This is a genomic window from Streptomyces tyrfis (assembly GCF_037034285.1).
In the GTDB taxonomy this organism is placed as follows: Bacteria; Actinomycetota; Actinomycetes; order Streptomycetales; family Streptomycetaceae; genus Streptomyces.
The window spans coordinates 87,892-112,613 of record NZ_JBAGJZ010000026.1; the positions used below are offsets into that span (position 1 = coordinate 87,892).

General features: G+C 72.7%; 13 protein-coding genes, 5 pseudogenes and 1 riboswitch. Of the genes and pseudogenes, 5 read left to right on the forward strand and 13 right to left on the reverse strand.

Going from position 1 to position 24,722, the window contains the following annotated elements:
* Nucleotides 1-393: 393 nt before the first annotated feature.
* The 3 genes from WA762_RS20895 (at nt 394) to car (ending at nt 6,011) form a co-directional block, all read left to right on the forward strand.
* The gene (locus WA762_RS20895; RefSeq protein WP_335937451.1) at nt 394-1,167 is read left to right on the forward strand and encodes an SDR family oxidoreductase; all 774 of its coding nucleotides are present in this window, start codon (nt 394-396) and stop codon (nt 1,165-1,167) included.
* 119 nt (nt 1,168-1,286) lie between these two features.
* Nucleotides 1,287-2,486 carry a cytochrome P450 gene (locus WA762_RS20900; RefSeq protein ID WP_335937452.1) on the forward strand — a complete coding sequence of 400 codons (1,200 nt, stop codon included), beginning with the start codon at nt 1,287-1,289 and terminating at the stop codon, nt 2,484-2,486.
* A 129-nt stretch (nt 2,487-2,615) separates the two neighbouring features.
* Nucleotides 2,616-6,011, forward strand: a complete 3,396-nt coding sequence (gene car, locus WA762_RS20905; protein WP_335937453.1) for a carboxylic acid reductase — start codon at nt 2,616-2,618, stop codon at nt 6,009-6,011.
* 122 nt (nt 6,012-6,133) lie between these two features.
* On the opposite strand, the gene add is transcribed toward car, so the two are convergent.
* The 3 genes from add to WA762_RS20920 are packed head-to-tail and all read right to left on the reverse strand — an operon-like array spanning nt 6,134 to nt 10,480.
* The gene (gene add / locus WA762_RS20910; protein WP_335937454.1) at nt 6,134-7,165 is read right to left on the reverse strand and encodes an adenosine deaminase; all 1,032 of its coding nucleotides are present in this window, start codon (nt 7,163-7,165) and stop codon (nt 6,134-6,136) included.
* A 23-nt stretch (nt 7,166-7,188) separates the two neighbouring features.
* The gene (locus WA762_RS20915; protein ID WP_335937455.1) at nt 7,189-8,961 is read right to left on the reverse strand and encodes an adenine deaminase C-terminal domain-containing protein; all 1,773 of its coding nucleotides are present in this window, start codon (nt 8,959-8,961) and stop codon (nt 7,189-7,191) included.
* 55 nt (nt 8,962-9,016) lie between these two features.
* On the reverse strand, nt 9,017-10,480 hold the full coding sequence (locus WA762_RS20920; RefSeq protein WP_335937456.1) for a purine-cytosine permease family protein: 1,464 nt from the start codon (nt 10,478-10,480) through the stop codon (nt 9,017-9,019).
* A gap of 230 nt (nt 10,481-10,710) precedes the next feature.
* Here WA762_RS20920 and WA762_RS20925 point away from each other — a divergent pair, with 230 nt between their 5' ends.
* Entirely contained in the window at nt 10,711-11,823 is a 1,113-nt protein-coding gene (locus WA762_RS20925) for a LacI family DNA-binding transcriptional regulator (RefSeq protein WP_335937457.1), read from the forward strand.
* A gap of 66 nt (nt 11,824-11,889) precedes the next feature.
* On the opposite strand, the pseudogene WA762_RS20930 reads toward WA762_RS20925, so the two are convergent.
* The 5 genes and pseudogenes from WA762_RS20930 to WA762_RS20950 form a co-directional block, all read right to left on the reverse strand.
* Nucleotides 11,890-12,285, reverse strand: a pseudogene (locus WA762_RS20930) (DUF2083 domain-containing protein); the annotation flags it as partial.
* Nucleotides 12,286-12,420: 135 nt separating this feature from the next.
* Nucleotides 12,421-13,707: a tRNA uracil 4-sulfurtransferase ThiI gene (thiI, locus tag WA762_RS20935; RefSeq protein ID WP_335937458.1), complete on the reverse strand. Its 1,287-nt coding sequence runs from the start codon at nt 13,705-13,707 to the stop codon at nt 12,421-12,423.
* 13 nt (nt 13,708-13,720) lie between these two features.
* A complete protein-coding gene (locus tag WA762_RS35720) occupies nt 13,721-14,305 on the reverse strand; it encodes a ribonucleotide-diphosphate reductase subunit beta (protein ID WP_443080640.1) in 585 nt (194 codons plus the stop codon).
* Between the two features lie 115 nt (nt 14,306-14,420).
* The gene (gene metE / locus WA762_RS20945; RefSeq protein ID WP_335937459.1) at nt 14,421-16,739 is read right to left on the reverse strand and encodes a 5-methyltetrahydropteroyltriglutamate--homocysteine S-methyltransferase; all 2,319 of its coding nucleotides are present in this window, start codon (nt 16,737-16,739) and stop codon (nt 14,421-14,423) included.
* A gap of 164 nt (nt 16,740-16,903) precedes the next feature.
* A riboswitch (cobalamin riboswitch) is annotated at nt 16,904-17,123 on the reverse strand.
* Between the two features lie 229 nt (nt 17,124-17,352).
* Nucleotides 17,353-17,601: pseudogene (locus WA762_RS20950) on the reverse strand (malate synthase A); the annotation flags it as partial.
* Between the two features lie 121 nt (nt 17,602-17,722).
* Between WA762_RS20950 and eno the strand changes: the two are divergent.
* Nucleotides 17,723-18,988: a phosphopyruvate hydratase gene (gene eno, locus WA762_RS20955; RefSeq protein ID WP_335937460.1), complete on the forward strand. Its 1,266-nt coding sequence runs from the start codon at nt 17,723-17,725 to the stop codon at nt 18,986-18,988.
* An 81-nt stretch (nt 18,989-19,069) separates the two neighbouring features.
* On the opposite strand, the pseudogene WA762_RS20960 reads toward eno, so the two are convergent.
* From WA762_RS20960 to WA762_RS20980, 5 genes and pseudogenes are all read right to left on the reverse strand, one after another.
* Nucleotides 19,070-19,459, reverse strand: a pseudogene (locus WA762_RS20960) (NUDIX hydrolase); the annotation flags it as partial.
* 24 nt (nt 19,460-19,483) lie between these two features.
* Nucleotides 19,484-20,638, reverse strand: coding sequence for an MFS transporter (locus tag WA762_RS20965; RefSeq protein ID WP_335937461.1), 1,155 nt, complete (start codon nt 20,636-20,638; stop codon nt 19,484-19,486).
* Between the two features lie 281 nt (nt 20,639-20,919).
* Nucleotides 20,920-21,552: pseudogene (locus WA762_RS20970) on the reverse strand (response regulator).
* Between the two features lie 186 nt (nt 21,553-21,738).
* Nucleotides 21,739-22,134 (reverse strand): annotated as a pseudogene (locus WA762_RS20975) (sensor histidine kinase); the annotation flags it as partial.
* Nucleotides 22,135-23,076: 942 nt separating this feature from the next.
* Entirely contained in the window at nt 23,077-24,666 is a 1,590-nt protein-coding gene (locus WA762_RS20980; protein WP_335937462.1) for an ABC transporter substrate-binding protein, read from the reverse strand.
* Nucleotides 24,667-24,722 lie beyond the last annotated feature (56 nt).

The window sequence follows — 24,722 nt, forward strand, 5'->3', positions numbered from 1 at the left end:
CGCGGGTCCGGGGACCGCGCCGCAGGGCCGACGGCGGCCCGGCCGATGTCCTGATCGCAAGTCACGTCACGCCCGTCGGCCCCCGACCGTACGGCTTCGCCGCCCCGGCGCGCGGAAACGGGCGGGCCGGCGGTGAACGCGCCCTGGGTCATTCAAGAGGAAAAGCCATCGCGTCGTGAATTGCCGATGCATCGCATGATGCGATCCAGCGCATCGGCATTATCGTCTTGACCGCCCGAATGGGATCGTCGATAGTGGAGCCGATGATTCTGCGTCACCATGATCGACTTGATTGAGAACTCTCATTTCCGATCGTCCCCCGAGAATTCATAACTGTTGCCGATTCATGTCGCGGACAGGGTTTCCGGGGAAAACGAGGGGGTGGCACCAAGAGTGAGCCGAAGTCGTTCCACCGCACATAATTCCGGCGAGCTGGAAGGCAAGCGGGCCGTGGTCACCGGCGGCAGCCGGGGCATCGGCGCCGCGATCGCGCAGAAGCTGCTCGACGCCGGCGCCACCGTCGTCACCTCGGCCCGCAGCCCGACCGAGCACACGCCGTCGGCGGCCAAGTTCGTGAGCGCCGACCTCAGCACCCCCGACGGGGTGCGCGAGTTCGCGGACGCCGCGCTGGAGACGCTCGGCGGAGTGGACATCATCGTCAACAACGCGGGCGGATGCCGGGCCCTGCAGAGCGCGCTGGACATCGAGAACGACTGGCAGTACACGGTGGACATCAACTTCCTCGCCGCCGTCCGGCTCAATCGCGCCCTCGTGCCGGCCATGCGCGAGAGCGGAGGCGGGGTCATCCTGCACGTCTCCTCCATCGCCACCATCGCCTCCTACCCGATGATCCTGCACTACGCCGCCGCCAAGTCCGCGCTGGAGACGTACAACAAGGGGCTCGCGGCGGAGCTGGCGCCGCAGGGCATCCGCGTCGTCGCCGTCTCTCTGGGCAACGTGGCGACGCCGGGGGCGGACGAGGCACGCGAGCAGATCGTCGACTACCTGGGCGTCGATTCGGTGTCGTGGGCCGACGAGATCCCGCTCGGGCGCATCGGCGAGTCGCACGACATCGCCGAGGCGGTCGGCTTTCTGATCTCCGACCGCGCCGCGTGGATCACCGGCAGCACCCTCGTCATCGACGGCGGGCGGACCGCCGCCATGTGACCGGTCGCGTGCCGCGACCGCCGAGACGCGCCGGCCGACCACGAAGAACACGAACCGCGCCCGATCCGTGACCGGTTGCCCACGGGCGATCGCTTGCCAGGACTGGAAGGACTCACACGATGACCACGACAGGGGACGGTGCGCGGGCCTATCCGTTCGGTCCGGTCGAACGGCTCGACGTGGACCCGCGACTGGCCGAGATATGCGGCGAAGAACCGGTGGTCCGTGTGAGCCTGCCCTTCGGCGGCGACGCCTGGCTGGTCACACGGCACGCGGACGTGAAGACGGTGCTGGCCGACCCCCGGTTCAGCCGTGCCGCAGCCGTGGGCGACGACGTGCCCCGCACGGTCTCCGCCGGACTGCCCAGCACCTCCATGCTGAGCATGGACCCGCCGGATCACAGCCGACTGCGGCGCCGGGTCGCCAACGCGTTCACCGTACGCCGCGTCGAAGCGCTGCGGCCGTACATCCAGCGGGTCGTGAACGGCCTGCTCGACACCATGATCGCCGCCGGGCCGCCCGCCGACCTGACCAAGGCGCTGACCTGGCCGCTGCCGATCACCGTGATCTGCGAACTGCTCGGCGTCCCCGTCGCGGACCGCGACCGCTTCAACGTCTGGGTGGACGGCCTGCTGATGCTCTCCGACCCGGAGCAGTCCGCGCGGGCCCGGGAACACCTCAACGACTATCTCGGCGGCCTGGTCGCGCTCCGCCGCGCCGAGCCCACCGCCGACCTGCTCGGCGAGCTGGTCGCCGCGCAGGCCGAGGAGGAGGACCCGCTCCACGACGAGGAACTGGTCAGCCTCGGCGTCAGCCTGCTCTCCGCGGGCCAGGAGGCCACCGCCAACCAGATCGGCAACTTCGTCTACACCCTGCTGACCCACCCCGGCCTGTGGCGGGAACTCGTCGCGGACCCCGGCCTGATACCGGACGCGGTCGAGGAACTCTCCCGGATCGTCCCGATCAGCGCCACCGCCGGTTTCACCCGCATCGCCACCGAGGACGTGGAACTGGGCGGGCAGACCGTTCGCGCCGGTGACGCGGTGGTCGCCGAACTGGGCATGGCCAACCGGGACCCCTCGGTGTTCGACCGCCCCGAGGAGATCGACTTCCACCGGGGCAGCGTCCCGCACGTCACCTTCGGGCACGGCGTGCACCACTGCCTCGGCGCGCAACTGGCCAGGACCGAGCTGCGCGTCGTGCTCGAATCACTGGTCTCCCGCCTCCCCGGTCTGCACCTCGCGATACCGGCCGAGCAGGTTCCCTGGCGGACCGAGCGCCTGATCCGCGGCGCGGAGACGCTGCCGGTCGGCTGGTGAGGCCCTCACCCACCGGAACGCCGGCCCGAAGGGGCGTCGCCCGGCGGCGGGCGCGGAGCGCCACGGCCCGCGGCGATCGCCGGAACGAACGACCCGTCGGCACCACTCGACGCTACGGAAGGGCTGGTCATGGCCGAACCGCTGGAGGCGATCACCGCCGCGGCGCAGGACCCGGACAAGGGCCTCGCCGAGGTCCTGGCGATCATCATGGAGGGCTACGGGGACCGCCCGGCCCTCGCCGAACGCGCCAGGGACCCCGAGACGGCGGGCCTGCTCCCGCGGTTCGACGCCCTCAGCTACCGCGAGCTGTGGGCACGCGTCCGCGCGGTCGCCGGCACGTGGCACCACGACCCGCGGTATCCGCTGGGCGCGGGCGACCGGCTCTGCACCCTGGGCTTCACCAGCACCGACTACGCCACGCTCGACCTCGCGTGCATCCACGCGGGCGTCGTGGCCGTGCCCCTGCAGTCCAACGCGCCGCTGTCCCAACTGGGCCCGATCATCGAGGAGACCGAGCCGCGCGTCCTCGCGACCAGCGCCGAGCGGCTGGGCATCGCCGTCGAGGCCGTGCTCGGGGCCGCCTCCGTCGAGCGCCTGATCGTGTTCGACCACCGCCCCGAAGTCCCGTCCCACCGGGACGCCTTCGAGGCCGCCCGGCGGCGTCTGGCCGCAGCCGGCCGCCCGGTGGCCGTCGACACGCTGGCCGAGCTGATCGAGCGAGGAACGAAGCTGCCGCCCGCCCCTCTCTTCACCGCCGACGCGGACGACGACCCGCTGGCCCTGCTCATCTACACCTCCGGCAGCACCGGGACCCCCAAGGGGGCCATGTACACCCAGCGGCTGGTCGGCACCGCGTGGTACGGATTCAGCTACGGCGCGTCGGACGTGGTCCCGGTGAGCGTCCTCTACATGCCCCAGAGCCATCTCGCCGGGCGCTACGCGCTGATGGGCTCGCTCGTCCGGGGCGGCGTCGGCTGCTTCACCGCGAAGAGCGATCTGTCCACCCTCTTCGAGGACATCGCACTGGCCCGCCCCACCGAACTCACCATGGTGCCGCGGCTGTGCGACATGCTCTTCCAGCGGTACCGCAGCGAACTCGACCGGCGCGCCGGCGAGCCCGGCGACGTCGAGAAGGCGGTCCTGACGGACCTGCGGGAGAACTTCCTGGGCGGGCGCGTCACCAAGGCCTTCTGCGGGACCGCCCCCCTGTCCGCCGAGGTGGCGGCCTTCGTCGAATCCTGCCTCGGCTTCCACCTGTACACCGGCTACGGCTCCACGGAAGCCGGCGGGGTGCTGCTGGACACGGTGGTGCAGCGGCCACCGGTGATCGACTACAAGCTCGCCGACGTGCCCGAACTGGGCTACTTCCGGACGGACCTGCCCTACCCGCGCGGGGAGCTGCTGCTCAGGACGGAATCCATCTTCCCCGGGTACTACAAGCGCCCCGAGGCCACCGCAGCGGTCTTCGACGAGGACGGCTACTACCGCACCGGCGACATCATGGCCGAGCTCGGACCCGACCGGCTGGTCCACGTCGACCGCACCAAGGACACCCTGAAGCTGTCCCAGGGCGAGTTCGTGGCCGTCTCCCGGCTGGAGACCGTCTTCGTCGGCAGCCCCCTCGTCCAGCAGATCTTCGTGTACGGCAACAGCGAGCGCGCCCATCTGCTCGCCGTGGTGGTGCCGACCCCGGACACCCTGGCCAGGAGCGGCGGGGACGCCGCGTCCCTCAAGGCCCTGATCAGCGAGTCGCTCCAGCGGACCGCGAAGGAGGCCGAACTCCACTCCTACGAGATCCCGCGCGACTTCCTCATCGAGACCGAACCCTTCAGCGCCGAGAACGGCCTGCTCGCCGAGAGCCACAAAATGCTGCGCCCCAGACTCAGGGAACGGTACGGCGAAGCCCTCGAACAGCTCTACGCGCGCCTCGCCGACGGGCAGACCGGGCGACTGCGCGCGCTGCGCCGGGCCGGTCCGGAGCGGCCGGTGCCGGAGACGGTCGGCCGGGCCGCCCAGGCACTGCTGGGCTGCTCGGACGCCGAGCTGAGCATGGCGGCGCACTTCACCGACCTGGGCGGGGACTCGCTGTCCGCGCTGTCCTTCTCCCAGCTCATGCGGGAGGTCTTCCACGTCGAGGTCCCGGTCGGGGTGATCATCAGCCCCGCCAACGACCTCGCGCGGGTGGCGAGTTACATCGAGGCGGAGCGCGCGTCCGGCGCCGAGCGGCCCACGTTCGCCTCCGTGCACGGCGAGAACGCCTCCGAGGTCCGGGCCGGAGACCTCACCCTGGACGCGTTCCTCGACGCGCCGACGCTCGCCGCCGCCCCGGCGCTGCCCCGCCCCGACGGCGCGGCGCGGACCGTCCTGCTGACCGGGGCCAACGGCTACCTCGGCCGGTTCCTGTGCCTGGAATGGCTGGAGCGGCTGGCGCCCGCCGGCGGCAGACTGATCTGCGTCGTCCGCGGAAGCGACGCGGCCGCGGCGGCGGAGCGCCTGGAGAGCGCCTTCGACAGCGGCGACGCCGAACTGCTCCGGCGCTACCGGAAGCTGTCCGACGGCGCCCTGGAGGTCCTGGCGGGCGACGTCGGCGAGCCGCGCCTGGGCCTGGACGAGGCCACCTGGGACCGGCTGGCCGGCGCCGTGGACCGGATCGTCCACCCGGCCGCCCTGGTCAACCACGTACTGCCCTACGAGCAGTTGTTCGGCCCCAACGTCGTCGGCACGGCCGAACTGATCCGGCTCGCGCTCACCGTGCGGATCAAGCCCTTCGCCTATGTGTCCACCGTCGCCGTGCGGTCCGGGGCCGGGCCCCTCGACGAGGACGCCGACATCCGCCGCACCGGCCCGGTGCGGGTCCTCGACGGGAGCTACGCCAACGGGTACGCGACCAGCAAGTGGGCCGGCGAGGTCCTGCTGCGGGAGGCGAACGACCTGTGCGGTCTGCCGGTCACCGTCTTCCGGTCGGACATGATCCTCGCGCACAGCGCCTATCGGGGGCAGCTGAACGTGCCCGACGTGTTCACCCGACTGCTGCTCAGCCTGGTCGCCACCGGCCTCGCACCCCGCTCGTTCCACCGGCCCGGCACACGGGCCCACTACGACGGCCTGCCGGTCGACTTCACCGCCGAGGCCGTCACCGCGCTCACCGAGCGATCGGCCGACGGGTACCGCACCTTCAACGCGGTGAATCCGCACGACGACGGCATCTCGCTGGACACCTTCGTGGACTGGCTCGTCGAGTCCGGCCACCCCCTCCGGCGGATCGACGACTACGACGACTGGCTCACCCGCCTCACGGCCGCCCTCCGCGCCCTGCCGGAGAAGCAGCGGCAGCACTCGCTGCTGCCGCTGCTGCACGCCTTCGAGCAACCCGACGACGGCGCCCCCGGCTCGGTGATCCCGGCCGAACGGTTCCGCGCCGCCGTCCGCGCCGCCGGGGTGGGGCCCGACAAGGACATCCCCCACCTGTCCGCGGACCTCATCCGCAAATACGTCACCGACCTGCGCGGGCTCGGGCTGCTCTAGAGCACACCCCGACCGGGCCCGCTCCGTCTGCTCCGTCCGTTCCGCCCGCTCCGCCGTCCTCGCCCCGTCCGGCGCGAGGACGGCGGCACGGGGCACGGCGGCGGCCGTCCGCCCGGAAGGCGTCAGGCCGTGCCGCGCTCCGCGTAGGCGGTCAGTTCGGCGAGGAACTCCTCGCGGACGGCGGGGGACGCCCAGGAGATCTCGATGGCGTTGCGCTGGAGGCGCACCAGGTCGGCGTCGGAGAGGCACGCGGGCTCGCGCAGCGCGGCCAGGTTCTCCGCGACGTAGCCCGGGAAGTAGGCGGGGTCGTCGGAGTTGACCGTCACCTTGACGTCCTGGTCGAGCAGGGCGCGGATCTCGGCGGCCTTCATGCCGTCGGTGACATGGGCGTTGGAGATCGGACACACCGTCAGGCCGAGGCCGCGCTCGCGGATCCGCTCGATCAGCGACGGGTCCTCCAGGGCGTTCACGCCGTGGTCGATGCGGTCGACGCCGATCTCCTCGACGACCTGGCGGATGTGCTCCGTCGAGTTCTTCTGGTCGACGTCGCAGTGCATCGTCAGACGGAAGCCCTCGGCACGGGCCCGGGCGAAGACCTCGCGGAACTTGACCGGCGGGTTGCCCGCCTCGTCGGAGTCCAGGCCGACGCCGCTGATCCACTCCTTGTAGGGGAGCGCCTGCACCAGCGTGGCCATCGCGAACTCGGCCTGGAAGTCGCGCAGGAAGCACATCACGAGGCGGCCCCGGAAACCGGTGGCGCGCTCGGCGTCGTCCAGGGCGCGGGTCAGGCCGCGGACGACCGTGTCGAAGGCGACGCCGCGCGCGGTGTGCGCCTGCGGGTCGAAGAAGATCTCCGCGTAGCGCACGTTCTGTGAGTGCGCCTTGGCCGCGTAGGCCGCCGCGAGGTCGTAGAAGTCCTGCTCCGTGCGGAGCACGGTCATCCCCTCGTAGTAGACGGAGAGGAAGCCGGGCAGGTCGTGGAAGTCGTACGCGGCGCGCAGCGCGGCCTCGTCGGCGTACGGCAGCTCGATGCCGTTGCGCTGCGCCAGCGCGAACTTCAGGCCCGGTTCGAGGGTGCCCTCGATGTGCAGGTGCAGCTCGCACTTGGGCAGTCCGGCGATGAACGCGTCCACGGCGGCGGGTGCGGTGGTCATGATGAACTCCTCGGCTGGCTGGGTCAGTTGGCGGCGGGGTTCAGGATGTCGACGACGTCCTGGGTGTGGTAGTTGACGACGCCCAGGTCGGTGACGGCGTACTCGGGGATGGCGGTGATCTCCAGGAAGATCAGGTAGCCGAAAGCGGAGGGGAGCTCGCAGCCGAGCGCGCGGGCGGCGGCCTCCAGGCGGTCCTCCGCTGCGGCCATCTCCTCCGGGACGAGGTCGGCGACGATGCCGGCCACCGGAAGCGGCAGGAACTCCCTGATCTCGCCGCCGTCGACGACGACCTGGCCGCCGCCGTGCTCGGCCAGATGGTTCACGGCGAGTGCCATGTCGGCGCGGTCGGCGCCGACGCAGACGATGTTGTTGTCGTCGGGGGCGGCGGAGGAGGCGATCGCGCCGGAGCGCAGGCCGAAGCCGTTGATCATCGCGGTGACCGTGCCGCCGCCGTTCTTCCCGTAGCGCTCCGACACCGTGACGTACAGGGCGTCCTGCGCGAGGTCGGCGCGGACCCTGCCGTCGACGACCGGCAGCGTCATCTCCACGCCCTTGCGCACGAACGGCACGGTGCGGTCCATCTCGACGACCAGGACCCGGGCCTCGTCGCCCTCGGCGGCGACGCCGATGGAGTCCTCGGTGACCGGGGCGACGCGGAAGGCGGGGGAGAGGGCGGCGGAGCGCTCGGGCGCCCGCGGCGCCTCGACGGTCCGGCCGCCCTCCGCGACCAGCCTGCCGCGTGCGAACACCCGCTCCACCTGGAACGACTCGGGGGAGTCGACGATCAGCACGTCCGCGTAGCGGCCCGGCGTGATCGAGCCGACGAGGTGGTCGATGCGGTACATCTCCGCGCAGTTGAGCGTCGCCATCTGGATCGCCTCGACCGGCCGCACACCCGCCGCGATGGCCATGCGCACCAGCTTGTCCAGGTGGCCCTCGCGCAGGATGTCGGCGACGTGCATGTCGTCCGTGCAGAAGCCGACGCGCCGCGACTGGGCGCCGAACTCGGTCACCGTGCGCACGTTCTCGTTCATGAAGTGCGCCACCGACGACTCGCGGATCAGCAGCGACATGCCCGCGCGCAGCTTCTCCAAGGCCTCCTCGGCCGTGTAGCTCTCGTGGTCGAGCCGGACGCCGGCGGCCGAGAGCGCGTTGATCGTGGTCTTCGCGGCCATGGGCGCGCAGCCGAAGATCGGCAGACGGTTGCGGTGGGCGAGTTCGAGGGCGCGCAGCACCTTCTCGTCGCGGTTGAGGACGAACTCGGCGACGGTCTCCCACACCCCGAAGCAGTCCGCCCACTCCTGAGTCTCGGCGTGCTCGTCGGGGCCGAAGGAGAAGCCGACCGTGGTCTCGGGCAGCGTGTACGGCGTCTTGAACGGGGCGCCCCAGAAGATCTTCATGGGGCTCGCGTCGGCCTCGCGCAGCGCCTCGCGCACTCCGTCCAGCCCGGCGACGACGAGGAACTGGTCGAGCCCGGAGATCACCGAGGTGGTGCCGTGGCGGACGGCGGCGTCGGCGAACATCGTCACCGACAGCTTCGAGCACTCCAGATGCAGGTGCCCGTCGATGAGCCCCGGCGTCAGGTACTTGCCGGTCGCGTCGACGATCTCGGTTTCCGGGCCCTCGTACGCCGACACGTCGCCGGTCGCGGCGATCCGGTCGCCCGTGATGGCGACGTCGGCCGGGTAGATCTCGCCGGTGCAGACGTTGACGAGCTGCGCGCCCCGGATCACGCGGTCGGCCTTGACGACGCCCTCGGAGGCGTCGATGAGCGCGCGGAGGCTGGGCTGGTTCATGGCTTGGCTCCAGAAGGTGGTGCGAGGGCGGAGAGGAGGGCTTGGGAGTGGGGGATCAGGCGGCGGGGGCCAGGTCGGCCTCGGCCCGGACGTCGCGCCGGGCGAGCAGCCAGTACACGACCCCGGCGACGAGGGCTCCGGCGAAGACCGAGAGGTCCAGCCCGCCGGCGGCGCGGGACAGCGGGCCGGTGAACACGGTGGAGTCGACCCAGAGCACTGCGGCGGCGAGGCCGAGCAGCACCGCGAGCAGACCGGCCGGGCGGAAGCCGCCCCGGTGCCAGTAGACGCCCTTGCGGCCGGTCTCCGCCGGGAACAGGGACGGCACGTCGTAGCGGCCGCGGCGCAGCGCCCAGTCGGTCAGGTAGACGGCGGCCCACGGGCCCAGCCACAGCACGATCAGACTCAGGAAGTTCGACAGCAGGGTGTAGAAGTCGGCCGAGAAGACCGCCCACAGGGTGATGCCGGTGCACAGCGAGAGGTCGATGAAGACGACCATCCAGCGCTTGATCGGCAGGCCGACGGCCAGCAGGTTCAGGCCCGAGGAGTACATGTCCGTGGTGTTCACGGCGAGCAGCGAGACGATCGCGAGCAGCAGGTACGGCGTGCTGAACCAGCCGGGCAGGACCTCCGGCAGGCCCGAGATCGGGTCGGCGGCGTCGGTGGTCGCGGTGGCGACGGCGGCGCCGAGGATCTGGAGCAGGATGTTGGGCACCATGCCGCCGAGCGCGGCGCAGGCGAACACCTTGCGCGGCGCGGAGTCGGCGGGCAGATAGCGCGAGTAGTCGCTGCCCATGTCGGCCCAGGACAGGCCGCCCGACGCGGTGACCATGGCGAGGACCAGGGAGACGGTGACGAGGGAGGGGGCCCCGCCGTGGGCGCCGAAGTCGGCCTTGGGCACCACGAGGAACGCCATGACCGCGAACATCGCCGCGAAGATCCAGGCGAAGTACTTCTGCACCTTCATGATCAGGTGGTAGCCGGCCAGCGGCAGCAGCATCTGCAGGCCCGCCGCCACGGCGATGACCAGCAGCTTCACCGGCGTGCCGGTGGTGACGCCCGCCTGGTCGGCCAGGGCCAGCCCGGCGAGCACGATCAGCACCATGCCCCCCGCCTCGAACCCGACGAGCATCACCCAGCTCAGCAGCGCGGGAAGCCTCCCGCCGCGCGGGCCGAACGCGGCCCGCGAGACCGAGTGGGTGGAGGTGCCGGTGCGCGGCCCCTGGAGGCTGGTCAGCCCGGTGACGGCGAAGCCCAGGATGTTGCCGGCGACGATCAGCGCGACCGCGTACCAGAAGGACAGGCCGAAGGAGACGACCAGCGCCCCGTAGACGACCGTGAAGACGGTGGTGTTGGTCCCGGCCCAGAGCCCGAGGAGCCGGCTCGGCCCGCCCTGGCGCTCCTCGGCCGGTACGGCGTCGATGCCGCGCTGCTCGACCGTGAAGACGGACGCGGCGGGGCCGGCGGACGGAGTGGTTCCGGTGGAGCCCGGCGGGGCGGCGGTGGTGGTGGCCTCGGCCATGTTCGGCTGGCGTCCTTTGCGGACTCGCGTCCCGGCCTGGGGGGACGGGACGGGGATGTACGGGGAGGTCCGGCGGGGCCGGAGCGGGGGTGCGCACGACGGTGTGCGGGGGTTCGGCAGCCCGCGGGGCGCGCCCCGGGGGTTCCGTGAGGGTGTTGCCCAAACGTTTTGGCAACGTGCCGGACGGTAATGCCTAAACGTTTTGGCAGTCAACCGGTAAGCTCACCGTCATGTCAGACGTCACAGAGCCGACGGGCGTCGGAGCGCCTCGGGGAGCGCGCGCCGGCTCCCGCGCGCAGGGCCCGTCCACCCGTGCGCAGGCCCCGTCCAAGGGGGGCGGGCTGCGCGAGGTGGCCCGCAGGGCCGGCGTCTCCGTCACCACCGCCTCGCACGCGCTCAACGGGGTCGGCCGGGTCGGAGCGGAGACCCGCGAGCGGGTCCTCGCCGTCGCCGCGGAGATCGGCTACCGCGCCAACCCCAACGCGCGCGGGCTGCGCGGCGCCCGCACCGGGCTGCTGGGCCTGACCCACCGCACCGCGGTCGAGGGCGGCATCACGGACATCGAGTACTTCGTGAAGATCGTGAACGCGGCGACCTGGACGGCCATGGCCCACGACTACTCGCTCGTGCTCGTGCCGCCCTCGCTGGACGGGCGCCCGTTCGACTCGCTGCCGCTGGACGGCACCATCGTCATCGACCCGCTGACCGACGACCCGCTGCTGAGCCGGCTCTCCGGCATGGGCGTCCCCGTCGTCACCACCGGCCGCGACCTGTCGCGCAAGGACGCCTTTCCCTGGGTCGACAACGAGCTGTCCACCTGCGCCGTCGCCGCCCTCGACCATCTCGCCGCCACCGGCGCCCGCCGCATCGGGCTGCTGACCGGTTCGACCGGCCAGTCCTACGACGAGGACGCGGAGCGCGCCTACCTCGACTGGTGCGGGCGCGCCGGGCGTCCCGTGCTCATGGACCGGGCCGAGTCCGGGACCGACTCCGCGGCCGCCGCGCACCGCCTGCTCACCCGCGCCGACCGGCCCGACGCCCTGTACGTCGTGATGGAGAAGTTCGGCTTCGCGACCCTCGCCGTCTGCCGCGAACTCGGCCTCGACGTGCCCGGAGACGTGCAGATCGTGGTGGGCGCCGACGGGGAGTTCGCGCGCAGCGCGCGCCCGGAGCTCACCGCGCTGGACCTGGCCCCCGAGGAGATAGGCCGGCAGGCGGCCGAGCTGCTGATCGACGTGATCCGGCGGCCGCCGTCGGCCGGAACGGGCCCCGAACACCGTCTCGTGGCGGCCAGGCTGCTGCCGCGCGCCTCCACCCGGCCGGTGGCGGCGGACGACCGCTGAGCCTTCCCGGCGGGCGGCCGAGTTCCCCCGGCGGGCGCCGGACTCCTTCCGGCCGCCGCGCCGCCGTCACGGACCGTGGGTCTCCACCGGATACGGCACCTGGGTGCGCCGGTCGGGTTCGATGGCGAGCCGGCCGCCGGCCGGGGGCCTGGCGCGCTGGGCGCAGTCGCGGCGTTCGCAGATCCGGCAGCCCAGCCCGATCGGGGTGGCGGCCCGGGGGTCGTCCAGGGCGACGCCCTCGGCGTGGACGAGGCGGTGGGCGTGGCGCGGTTCGCATCCGAGGGCCACGGCGAACTCGGCGCGCGGCGCGTGATGGCCGAAGCCGCCCCAAGTGATCGTCCGCACGATCCAGAAGTACCGTTCGCCGTCCGGCATCTCCGCCACCTGGGTCAGTATCCGGCCCGGCGCGGAGAACGCCTCGTACACCGTCCACAGCGGGCAGGTGCCCCCCATGCGGGAGAAGACGCCCATGCGGGAGAAGTGGAAGTCGGCGCGGGGGCGTCGTAGACCGACGACGGCGCAGGACGCCGGGCGGCCCGTCGCCGGGGCGACGGGCCGCCCGCGGGGCGACGGGGCCCGGACGCGTCCGGAGGGGCGTCAGGCCGGTGCCGGGCAGCCGCCGTCGGCCGCCGGTTCCGCCTCCTCGTCCTGGCCGGGCCGCAGCACCCGGGCCGCCCCCAGCAGCGCCTCGACCACCTCGTCCAGGTCGAGACGGCGTTCCACCGTCAGCAGCTCGGGCAGCCGGGCCCGGGTGCTGACCCGGGGCGGGGCGAGCAGGCCGCAGCAGTCCTCGTCGGGGAGGACCGAGATCCCGGCCGTGCCGATCGACCGGGCCTCGTCGATGATCTCCTGCTTCTCCCAGCCGATCAGGGGGCGCAGCACCGGCAGCGTCGCCGCCTCGTCCACCGCGACCAGGTTGGCCAGCGTCTGGCTCGCCACCTGCCCCAGGCTGTCGCCCGTCACCAGCGCCTGGGCGCCGGTGCGGGCGGCGAGCGCCGAGGCGGTGCGCACCATCAGCCGGCGCTGGGCGACCACCTGGAGCCGCCCCGCGCCCGCCACGGCGAGCTGCTTCTGGGCCTTGCCGAGCGCCACCACGTGCAGGGCGCCGGGCGGTTGGAAGCGGTTCAGCTCGCGGGCGAGCGCGTACGCCTTGTACACCGACGACGGGTTCGTGTACGGGGCGCCGCTGAAGTGCACGAAGTCGCAGGCCAGGCCCCGCCGCATGGCGCGGTGGGCGGCGACGGGCGAGTCGTAGCCGCCGGAGAGCAGCACCAGGGCCCGGCCGCTGGAGCCGACGGGCAGCCCGCTCAGCCCCGGGTACCGCTCCCAGGACAGATACGTCTCCCTGCGGTCGATCTCGACGGCGAGGGTGACCTCGGGCGTGGTGAGGTCGACGGACAGACCGGCCACGGCCTCCAGGACGCGCGCCCCCAGATACCCCTCCAGCCGGGACGAGGTCAGCGGGAACTCCTTGTCCCGCCGCCGCACCCGGACGGCGAAGCCGCGCACCGGGCGTGCGGCGTGCACGGCGCCCAGCGCGTCGACGGCCGCGGCCGTGACGGCCTCCAGGGTGCTCGGCACCCGCACGGCCGGTGCGACGGAGTTGAAGCCGATGACCCGCCGGGCCCGCTCGACCAGTGCCTCCTGCGGGACCTGGCCGCCCAGCACGGTGACGTTCTGGGCGCTCCTGATCCAGGTCGAGCCGCCGACGCCGCGCAGGGCGACCCGGAGGTTGTCGTGCAGCCGTCTGACGAACCGGTGGCGGTTGTGCCCCTTGAGGAAGACCTCGCCGTGCTTGAGCAGCACACAGGGGCCGTAGGAGGCCGCGGGCGCGGGAGGGGCCGCGGCGGCCCGGGCGGCGGGCACAGGGGAGTTGTCGGACATGTGAGTGAGCCTCTCAGAAGTCCCAGTCGTCGTCATCGGTGTCCTCGGCCTTCCCCATGACGTACGACGAACCGGAGCCGGAGAAGAAGTCGTGGTTCTCGTCCGCCCCGGGCGAGAGCGCCGCCAGGATCTCCGAGTGGACCTCGGTCCCGTCCGCCCCGAACCGGGCCGGGCAACCGAGGTTCATCAGCGCCTTGTCCGCGTTGTACCGGACGAAGACAACCACGTCGTCCATCAGGCCGAGCGGCTCGTACAGCTCACCGGAGTAGCGCAGTTCCAGCTCGTACAGCTCGGTCAGCAGCTCGTCGGTGATCGCGCGGGCGTGGCGGACCTGTCGCCGCAACTCGGCGAGCAGTTCCGCACGGGCCGGCGCGGAGGCGGCGGGGGAGTCCCCGACCGCCGGCCCGACGCCGCCGAGCGTCTCCTCCAGGGCCTCCAGGAGTCCGGCCATGTCGACGAGCGCCTGCCGCGGCGTCCGCAGCCGCGCGCTCTGCCCGCCGAGCTGTCTGCGCACGGCCGCCAGGCCCTCGAAGTCGCGTGCGGGCACGGCGACCATGCGTACGCCGTCAGTCGTGACGTCCCGCGGTCCGTGCTTCACGGCGGCCCCTCCCCGGCTCTGCTGCGGTGCGCTTTTTTCTGCGGTGCGCCGGCTCCGGCGCCGACGGCGGGGCCGGAGCGCACGGAAGCGCCCCGGCCCCTGGAAACCGCTCCGGTCAGGGAGCGGACAGCTCGGCGCGGACGGCACGGGCCGCGGCGACGAGGTTCTCCAGCGAGGCCCGGGTCTCGGCCCAGCCGCGGGTCTTGAGCCCGCAGTCGGGGTTGACCCAGAGCCGCTCGGCGGGGATGGCCCTCAGGCCGGTGCGCAACAGCCCGGCCGCCTCCTCCGCGCCGGGCACGCGCGGGGAGTGGATGTCGTAGACACCGGGCCCGGCCTCGCGCGGGTAGCCGTGGGCGGCGAGCTCGTGGGCGACCTGCATGTGGGAGCGGGCGGCCTCCAGGCTGATGACGTCGGCGTCGAGGTCGTCGATGGCCTGGACGATGTCACCGAACTCGGCGTAGCACATGTGGGTGTGGATCTGGGTCTCCGGCCGCACCCCGCAGGTGGTGAGCCGGAACGCCTCGGTGGCCCAGGCCAGGTAGGCGGGGCGGTCCGCGGCCCGCAGCGGCAGCGTCTCGCGCAGGGCGGGCTCGTCGACCTGGATGACCGCGGTCCCGGCGTGCTCCAGATCGGTCACCTCGTCGCGCAGGGCGAGGGCGACCTGGCGGGCCGTGTCGGCGAGCGGCTGGTCGTCCCGGACGAACGACCAGGCGAGCATGGTCACCGGCCCGGTGAGCATGCCCTTGACCGGGCGGTCGGTGAGCGACTGGGCGTACGCCGTCCAGCGCACGGTCATCGGCTCGGGCCGCGAGATGTCCCCGGCCAGGATCGGCGGCCGGACGTAGCGGGTGCCGTAGGACTGCACCCAGCCGTGCTGCGTGGCCAGGTATCCGGTCAGCTGCTCGGCGAAGTACTGGACCATGTCGTTGCGTTCGGCCTCGCCGTGGACGAGGACGTCCAGGCCGGTCTTCTCCTGGAAGGAGATCACCTCCCGGATCTCGGCCTCGATGCGCTCCTCGTAGCCGGCCGGGTCGAGCCGGCCCGCGCGCAGGTCGGCGCGGGCGGTGCGCAGATCGGTCGTCTGCGGGAACGAGCCGATGGTCGTGGTCGGCAGCAGCGGCAGGCCGAGACCGGCGCGCTGGACCGCGGTCCGCTCGGCGTACGGCTGGGAGCGGCGGGCGTCGGCGTCCGTGATGGCGGCGGCGCGGGTGCGCACGGCCGGGTCGTGGGTGATGGGGGAGTTCGCCCGGGAGGCCAGGACGGCCCGGTTCGCGGCGAGTTCGGCCTTGATCGCGTCGGTGCCGTGGGCCAGCCCCTCGGCGAGGGTGGCGATCTCCGCCGTCTTCTGCCGGGCGAAGGCCAGCCAGCGCAGGATCTGCGGTTCGATGTCCCGCTCCGCCGCCGTGTCCAGCGGGACGTGCAGCAGCGAGCAGGAGGCGGACACGTCGACCCGTTCGGCCAGGCCCAGCAGGGTGCCGAGCGTGGCGAGGGACTTCGACAGGTCGTTCGCCCAGATGTTGCGCCCGTCGACCACCCCGGCGACCAGTCGCTTGCCGGGCAGTCCGCCGACGGCGGCGAGGGCGTCCAGGTTGGCCGCGGCCGCCTCGGTGAAGTCCAGGGCGAGCCCGTCCACCGGTGCCTTGGCCAGGGCCGGCAGGGCGTCGCCCAGCCGGTCGAAGTAGGAGGCGATCAGGAGCCTGGGCCGGTCGGTGAGACCGCCCAGCGCGTGGAACGCGCTTTCGGCGGCGTCGAGTTCGGCCGGGGTGCGGTCCTGGACGAGAGCGGGCTCGTCCAGCTGGACCCACTCGGCGCCGGCCGCGCGCAGGTCGGCCAGGAGCTCCGCGTACACCGGCAGCAGCCGGTCCAGCAGGGTGAGCGGGTCGAAGTCCGCGGTCACGCCCGGCGCGGGCTTGGCCAGCAGCAGATAGGTGACAGGGCCGACGAGGACGGGCCGGGCCTTCAGGCCCAGTGCGAGGGCCTCCTTCAGCTCGGCGGCCTGCTTGGCGGAGTCGGCCGTGAACACCGTATCCGGGCCCAACTCGGGCACCAGGTAGTGGTAGTTGGTGTCGAACCACTTGGTCATCTCCAGTGGTGCGACGTCCTGGGTGCCCCGCGCCATCGCGAAGTAGCCGTCCAGCGGATCGGCGGCGACGGCTTCCCGGTGGCGTGCCGGAACCGCGCCCACCATCACGGTGGTGTCCAGCACGTGGTCGTAGTACGAGAAGTCGCCCGTGGGGACTTCCTCGATGCCGGCGTCGGCCAGCTGCCGCCAGTTGGCCCGGCGCAGTCCGGCGGCGGTGGAGCGGAGGGCGTCGGCGGTGACGCGGCCCTTCCAGTAGCCCTCGATCGCCTTCTTCAGTTCCCGGTTCGGACCCTGACGGGGGTAGCCGTACACGGTGGCCCGTGCTGCCGCGGCTGCGGACTCGGTGGTCACGGAGATCTCCTTCGCGAGATGAATCCCTGAGATCCCGGAGACGTCACGGGGGTGCGAAGGGTGACGGACCGGACGGTGCGGCCTCGCGCGGCATGGCGCGGCCGTCCGTCTGGTATGTACGCCGACCCGCCCTCGAGGTCACCGGGATGTCCGCGCGCGAATGGTTCGCACACGGGCAGATGGCAGGTCTTCGGACTCGCGGGCACGTCCTCCCGGGGGAGGTCGCCTACTGGCCGTCGCTTCCCAGGCCCTTGCCGGGCCCAGTGCGTATGACGGCGGTCGTTCCCGCTCACCGCTGCGGGGCAGTCCCGGATTCCCACCGGGTTCCCTCTTGCGACGCATCCCGCCTGGCGGACGGGGCGAACCAGCTGCAACGGCCAGCTTACGGCGCGGCTCCGGAATGCGGCGCACCCTGTCCATCATCCGGATGGCGAGATGAGACACACGGCCGACAGGAGTGAAACGGTCCGGAGACGGGAAGCGCCGGGCCTCCTCCCCTCCCCGGGGAGCGGCGGCACGGGGGAGCCGACGTGGGGGAGCCGGCGCGGGGAGGCGGCGGCACGGGTGCGCCGGCCCGCCTCCGGCCCTGGTCTGGCGCGGTCCCGACCGGGCGTCACGCCCGCGCGTGGCGCACGAGGTGCCCGGCGTAGGCGTCCGGGGTGAAGAACAGCGGCAACTCGGCTGCCAGGGCGTTCCGTTCGAAGAGCGCGCGCACCTCGCCCAGTGGCGCCCAGGGATACTCCGCGCCGAGCGCGGCGAGCTCCTCGTCGAGCAGCCGCAGCACCGTGTCCCGGTCGATCACCCGGTGCCACAGCGACTGTCAGACCTGCACGCGGGCGATCTCGGCGGTCGCCGCGTCCTCCTCGCCGGGCGGGGCGGCCCGCGGCGCCCCGGCCGTGCCGGAGGGCGGATTCCGTGTTTCAGTCGTAAGGAGTCGCCTCAGCCGCCCCAAGGAGTCGCCTCAGCCGTAAGGAGTGCCGCTGATGACGATCCACATCGTGTACGTCCACGCCACCGAGATCCTCGACTCCCGCTCCCGCCCCACGCTGGAGGTCGTCGTCGGCCTCGGCGACGGCAGCCGCGGGCGCGCCGGTGTGCCCTCCGGCGCCTCCACCGGCGCCACCGAGGCCGTCGAGCTGCGCGACGGCGACCCCGGCCGCTACGGGGGCCAGGGCGTCCTCAAGGCCGTCGCCGCCGTGAACGAGGAGATCGCGGACGCCCTGCGCGGCACCACCCACGCCGACCAGGAGGCCCTGGACCAGGCACTGCGCGACCTGGACGGCACCGCGGACAAGTCCCGGCTGGGCGCGAACGCGATCATCGGCGTCTCCATGGCCGCGGCCCGTGCCGACGCCTTGCGCACCGGCGTCCCGCTGTGGCAGCACCTGGCGCTGGACGGGGCGGAACCCCGGCTGCCGGTGCCGCACTTCAACGTCCTCAACGGCGGGGCGCACGCCCCCAACCCCCTCGACTTCCAGGAGTTCATGATCGCGCCCCTCGGCGCCCCCTCCCTGACCGAGGCGGTGCGCGCCGGTTCCGAGGTCTACGGCGCGCTGCGCGCGCGCCTGGCCCGGGAAGGGCAGTCGACCGGCCTCGGGGACGAGGGCGGGTTCGCGCCCGCTCTGCGCCGTCCGGAGCAGGCCCTGACCGTGATCGTGGAGGCGATCAAGGACGCCGGGTACACGCCGGGCCGCGACGGCGTGGCGGTGGCCCTGGACCCGGCGGCCAGCGAGTTCCGCCGGCCGGACGGCACCTACCTGGTCGACGGGCGGAGCCTGACGGCCGCGGACATGATCGCCTGGTACGGGCAGCTGGCCGACGACTTCCCCGTCTGGAGCGTCGAGGACGGGCTCGGCCAGGACGACCGGGACGGGTGGATCCGGCTGACCGAGGAGCTCGGCGGGCGGCTCCAGCTGGTCGGCGACGACAACCTGACCACCAACCCGGCGCTGATCGCGGACGCCGTCTCGGCGGGCGTCGCGAACGCCGCACTGATCAAGCCGAACCAGATCGGCACGGTCAGCGAGACCCTCCGGGCGATGCGGGAGTGCCGGCGCGCCGGGTACGCGGCCATGGTCTCGCACCGTTCCGGTGAGACCGAGGACAGCTTCATCGCGGACCTCGCGGTGGGCGCCGGCTGCGGGCAGATCAAGTCCGGCGCCCCCGCGCGCGGAGAACGGACCGCCAAGTACAACCGGCTGCTGCGGATCGCCGAGTCCCACCCGACCCTGGCCTTCGGCCTGCGCTGACCCAGCCCCTGCCGTACCGCGTGCCGGGAGCGTCCGGGAAGCGTCATGGACACCGGTCCCGGGCGGCGACGGGCGCGCCGGTCACGGGCCGGACCCGGAGGCGGCCACCTGCGCCCAGGCGGTCCACGGCGGCCCGAACCCGTCGGCGAGCTCGGCGGGGCCCGGGACGCCCGGCTCCTCGCGGGCGTCGTCCCCATGCAGGTCCCGCAGATCGCGCAGCAGGGTTCCCACCGAGGGCCGGAGATCCAGATCCGGCAGGTCGTCCATGCGCACGAAGCGCGGTTCGCGGCCCGGCTCGCGGGTCAGCGGCCGGCCGTCGATCCCCTCATCGGGGACCAGGACGATCTCCACCACATGGCGTCCGGTGCGCGGGTCGTGGACGCCCGGCACGAAGGCGCAGTGCGAGGCGTCCAGGACCAGGCCGGTCTCCTCGCGGAGCTCGCGGCGCGCACAGGCGACCAGGCCCTCGTCGGCCCGGACACCCGGGTCCGGCTCTCACCGCCGCGGCCGCTCCTTCGCGAGATGCCTGCGGGTCGCCAACAGCAGGGGAATCGAGGCGAGTTGGGCCGCCGCGGAGAACACCACGAGCGCGGTGACCGAATGGCCGTACAACACACCCAGCACAACGCTCCCGGCGAACCAGCAGACGCCGAAGCCCGTGTCGAAGAGACCGAAGGCGAACGCCCGGCGGCCCGGACCGGCCATCCCGGTGATCACGGACTTGACGATCGACTCCTGCGCGGCCATGCCCACCCCCCACACCATCACGCCCACCACGGCGAGCGCCGTGCCGCCGAGGAAGACCAGCGGGGCGAAACACGCCGTCAGCACGGTCGCCGCCACCACGGTCAGCAGCCCGAACCGGTCGAAGAGGCGGCCCAGCACCAGGGCCGACACCGCCTCGGCGGCCATCGCGACCGCGTACAGCACCGGCACCCACGCCACCGGGACGACCTGGGACCTGCCGAAGTGGTACGCGATCAGTGGGTAGTCGGCGTAGGCCAGCGCCACCAGCCCCATCCCCGCCAGATACAGCCAGAACGCCCGGGACACACCGCTCTCGCGCGGCAGATCCTCCGGCGTCGCCAGATCCGCCGGCTCCGGGTACCGACGCCACGCCACCGCGAGCACCACCAGGGTCAGCACGGCGGGGACCAGCAGCACGGCGAAACCGACGCGGTAGCCGCCGTGCAGGGAGAGGACCAGGGCGACGACGAGCGGGCCGAGCATCCCGCCGACGGCGTCCAGCGCCTCCCGGACGCCGAACACCCGGCCGCGCCCCAGCTCGCCCGTCGCATGGGCGAGCATTGCGTCGCGGGCGGGATTGCGCATGGCCCGCCCGGTGCGCTCGGCGACGATCAGCACCGAGGCCACCGCCCAGTTCCCCGCCAGGGCCAGCAGCGGCACGGCGGCCATCTGCACGGCGTAACCCGCCAGGGTGATCGGCCAGTAGCGGCCCGTCCGGTCGGCCGCCCACCCGAAGACGAACCGCAGCGCATAGCCGGCGAGTTCGCCCAGCCCCGCCACCAGGGAGATCACCGCCGCGCTCGCGCCCAGGCTCCCGAGGAACGGGCCGGTGACACCGCGGGCACCCTCGTACGTCATGTCCGCGAAGAGGCTCACGACGCCGATGAGCAGCACGAACCGCATCGCCGACGGGGAACCCGGCCGCTCCTGCCGCCCCGGCCGTCCCGGCGGCCCCGGTGGTCTCACAGTCCGCCTCCGCCTCCGCCGGGTCCTTCCGCACCCGGCACGCCGCACCGCCTGGCGCCGGTCCCACCGCCCGTGCGCCGGGACGCCCGGCCCCGCCCGTACGGGGTGCAAGCAGTGTCCGACGCCCGCGCCGCGCGCCCCGCGACCCGCGCCGGGGGAGGGCGAGGTCCCCACGAACGGCCTCACGTCCCGTGCCCTCCGGCCCCGCGCCGGCGCCGTCACGACTCCAGGTAGCGGAGCACGGCCAGGATCCTGCGGTTGTAGCCGGTGGTGCGGGCGAGTTCGAGCTTGTCGAAGACCGCGTTGAGGTTCTTCTCGACCGCGCTCGTGGAGATGTGCAGCTTCTGCGAGACCGCCGCGTTGGTGCGGCCCTGGACCAGTTCCTCCAGGACGTCGCGCTCACGCGGGGTCAGCCGGGCCAGCGGGTCGCCGTGAGTGGTCCGGACCACCAGCCGGCGTACGACTTCCGCGTCGATGACCCGCCCCGCCCGCGTGGATCCGCTCCAGCGCGTCGAGGAACTCCTCCACCTGCGCCACCCGGTCCTTGAGCAGATAGCCGACCCGCTCCGCGCTGGACGACAGCAGCTGGGCGGCGTAGTCGCGCTCGATGTGCTGGGACAGCACCAGCACGCCGATGCCGGGGCGGCGCTCGCGGATCCGGATCGCGGCGCGCAGCCCCTCGTCCGTGTGGTCCGGGGCATGCGGATGTCCACGACGACGTCCGGGGGCGTGGCCTCGACCTCCCGGAGCAGGGCGTCCGTGTCCCCCACCGCGGCCAGGACCTCATGGCCCTCCTCGACGAGCAACCGGACCAGCCCCTCCCGCAGCAGGGTCGAGTCCTCGGCCGGCATCACGCGCACGGCAGCTCCGCGATGACGGTGGTGGGCCCCCGAGGGGGTGTGGGCATGCAGCCGGCCGTCGAGCGTGCCGACCCGGCCGGCCAGTCCGGTCAGGCCGTCGCCCACGGGATCCGCGCCCCCGACGCCGTCGTCCCGGACCCGGACGACGAGGACGTCCGCGCGATGCCGCACACGCACGGAGACGGCCGTCGCGGACGAGTGCTTGGCGGCGTTGGTCACGGCCTCCGAGACGACGAAGTACGCGGCGGTCTCGACCGGCGCGGGCGGCGTGCCGGGCAGGTCGAGGTCCATCCGGAGGGGAAGGGCGCACCGCTCGGCGACCCCGCCGAGGGCCTCTCGCAGCCCCAGGCTGTCCAGGGCCGTCGGGTAGACCCGCCAGTCCACCTTCCGCAGCTCGGCCAGGACCTCCTGCGACTCCTGGTGCGCCTGCAGCAGCAGCGCCTCGGCCCGTTCCGGCGTACGGCCCCTGCGGGCGCGGCCCAGCAGCATGCCCAGGGCCACCAGGCGCTGCTGGACGCCGTCGTGCAGATCGCGCTCGATGCGGCGGCGCTCGGCGTCCACCGCCGCCAGCATCGCGGCCCGGCCGGCGGACAGCTCGTCGATGCGCCGTCGCAGCAGCTCCCGTTCCGAGGGGCCGAAAGCACTCGCGCGCGAGGCGGGCGTCCAGGGCCTCCAGCGAGAGCAGACCCTGTACGTCGAGGAAGAGCAGCACACCGCCGAGCAGCACCTCGAAGAGCAGTTCCGGCCAGCCGAACGAGCCGCGCGCGATACCGCCGGCGAACAGGAACGCGAGCACGCCCCCGAAGCCCAGCAGCGCGGCCACGACCGCGGTGACCAGACCGACGCAGGTGCGGACGGCGAGGTAGCGCAGGACCCGCCGGCCGGACACCGGCCGGGCCGGGAACCGGTCCCCGAAGCAGACCGAGCGGCGCCGGCGCTCCGGCGCCGCCAGCCCGCGGGCCCCGCCGGTCAGCGCGACGAGGGCGCGGGTGCGCGGCCACAGCAGCAGGGGGCCGAGGACCGTCCCGGACACGGTGAAGTACAGCAGGGCGATCAGCGCGGTGCCGCAGCCGGCGAGCAGACCGACGGTCCGGCGCGCCGCCCCGGGCGACGGAAGCGCCTTTGCCGGGTCATCCGGTTCCTCCGGGGTCCCCGGATCCTCCGGTTCCTCCGGTTCCTCTGATTCGTCCGGGAGTGACGTGGATCCGGGCGCCCCCGGGAGGCGCCGGCCCCTGACGTTCGTCGAATCCCCCTGCACGGACGCGGATTCCAGTGCCGGCAGGGACACTGGGCGGCCCGCGTGGTCCGGGCGGGGGCGCTCGGCCGGGGCGGGGGTCACGACGAGCGGCGGTGCCGGCCCGCGGCCGCGGGCGGCGTGCCGCGACCCGCCGACCACGCCAGGAATCGCGGATCGGCGCCGGTATGGGGATCGCCGTCGAAGTCGTACGGCTCTCCCCACCCCCGCACCCTGCGGAAAACCACAGAGTGCGGCCGTTTCCGCTGCCCGGACCGCCGCTAGTCGGCGGTGCTGAGCTCCCAGAACCGGAACACCGTCGACGTGTCCAGGCAGTTCTGCAGGCCCCGGACGTCCTCGTGGGCGACCGCGTACTGCTGGCCCTGCCAGAGCGGCAGGAGCGGCAGCTCCCGCGCCACGATGTCCTGCAGCTTCATGAACTCCTGCCTGGTGTTGGCGCGGTCGGTCATGGACGAGGTGCGCGGGATGATCTGGTCGGTGATCTCGCGGTTCTCGTAGTTGTTCGACAGCACGTTGTTCTTGCCGAAGAACGGCTGGGTGAAGTTGTCCGGGTCGGGGTAGTCCGGCACCCAGCCCTTGACGTAGACGCCGTACTTGCCCTCGGCGATGTTCTTCTCGTACTGGTCGAACGGGACCGACTTCATCCGGGCGTCGAACAGCCCGCTCTTGTTCAACTGGTCGGCGATGGTGCTGAGTTCGTCGTCGGTGGCGGGGCCGTAGCGGCTCGGGGTGGACCAGAGGGTCAGTTTCACCTTCTCCGTGATGCCGGAGTCCCGGAGCACGCTCCGCGCCTTCTCCGGCTTCGGGCTGTCGCCGTACGTGTCGAAGAACGAGGTGCCGTGGGCGGTGATGCCGACCGGCACCACGGAGTAGAGCGGCGTCGCCGTGGACTCGTAGACCTTGCTGACCAGCGAGTAGCGGTCCACGAGATGGGCGATGGCCTTGCGCACGGCGAGTTTGCCGACGACCGGGTCGGCCACGTTGAAGACCAGGTGCTGGACCTCGGCGCTGCTTCCCTCCACCACCTTGATGCCGTCCTTCTTCGCGGCGGCGGAGGAGTCCAGGGCGGCGATGGCCTTGGCGGTGAGGCCGCGGTACGCGATGGCGACGTCGCCCTTCTCCAGGGAGGAGCGCAACGCCTGCTGGTCGCCGCGGAACAGCTTCAGCGTCACGCCGGAGTTCTTCACCTCGGCGTTTCCGCGATAGCCGTCGTAGACCGAGAAGACGGCCCGCGACTTGTCGATGGAGTCCAGTGTGTAGGGACCCGATCCCACGGTTTTGCCGCCGCCGAGCAGGGTGTCCTTCGGATAGACCCGGTGGTCCACGATGGAACCGGCGCCCGAAGCGATCTTGCTGGGGAACGTCGCGTCGGGCACCTTCAGATGGAAGACGACGGTCTTCTCGTCCGGGGTGTCGATCGACGAGATGGTGGAGAGCATCGGGGACGGGCCCGTCGGGTCGTCGATCTCGATCGTCCGGTCGAACGAGTACTTGACGTCCTCGGACGTCAGGCTGTGCCCGTTGCTGAACTTCAACCCGCTGCGGAGCGTGCAGATGTAGGTCTTGCTGCCGTCCGAGAAACCGCACTCCTCGGCGGCCTCCGGAACCGGGGTGGAGGACCCGGGCGGGAAACTCAGCAGGGACTGGAAGACGTTGTTGAACAGCAGCCAGGAGCCGGGGTCGTATCCTGAGGCGGGATCGGTCGCGAGGATGCCGTCGGACATCCCGACGACCATCCGGCCCTTGCCCTCGGATGGCCAGATCTGGTCACTGGAGCCGCAACCGGTCAGCAGCACCACTGTTATTGCCCCGACGATCAGTGTCCTCGACCGCCTCGTACGAACCTTCACGAAAGTGCTCCATACTCTCGGCCGGCCGCGAGGGTCTCCCCGGACAACCGGTTCGG

What these genes read in the sequence shown, in the direction of transcription:
- WA762_RS20900 (WP_335937452.1), top strand. Translation starts at nt 1,287, where the DNA reads ATGACCACGACAGGGGACGGTGCGCGGGCCTATCCGTTCGGTCCGGTC.
- car (WP_335937453.1), top strand. Translation starts at nt 2,616, where the DNA reads ATGGCCGAACCGCTGGAGGCGATCACCGCCGCGGCGCAGGACCCGGAC.
- add (WP_335937454.1), bottom strand. Translation starts at nt 7,165, where the DNA reads ATGACCACCGCACCCGCCGCCGTGGACGCGTTCATCGCCGGACTGCCC.
- WA762_RS20915 (WP_335937455.1), bottom strand. Translation starts at nt 8,961, where the DNA reads ATGAACCAGCCCAGCCTCCGCGCGCTCATCGACGCCTCCGAGGGCGTC.
- WA762_RS20920 (WP_335937456.1), bottom strand. Translation starts at nt 10,480, where the DNA reads ATGGCCGAGGCCACCACCACCGCCGCCCCGCCGGGCTCCACCGGAACC.
- WA762_RS20925 (WP_335937457.1), top strand. Translation starts at nt 10,711, where the DNA reads ATGTCAGACGTCACAGAGCCGACGGGCGTCGGAGCGCCTCGGGGAGCG.
- thiI (WP_335937458.1), bottom strand. Translation starts at nt 13,707, where the DNA reads ATGTCCGACAACTCCCCTGTGCCCGCCGCCCGGGCCGCCGCGGCCCCT.
- eno (WP_335937460.1), top strand. Translation starts at nt 17,723, where the DNA reads ATGACGATCCACATCGTGTACGTCCACGCCACCGAGATCCTCGACTCC.
- WA762_RS20965 (WP_335937461.1), bottom strand. Translation starts at nt 20,638, where the DNA reads ATGCGGTTCGTGCTGCTCATCGGCGTCGTGAGCCTCTTCGCGGACATG.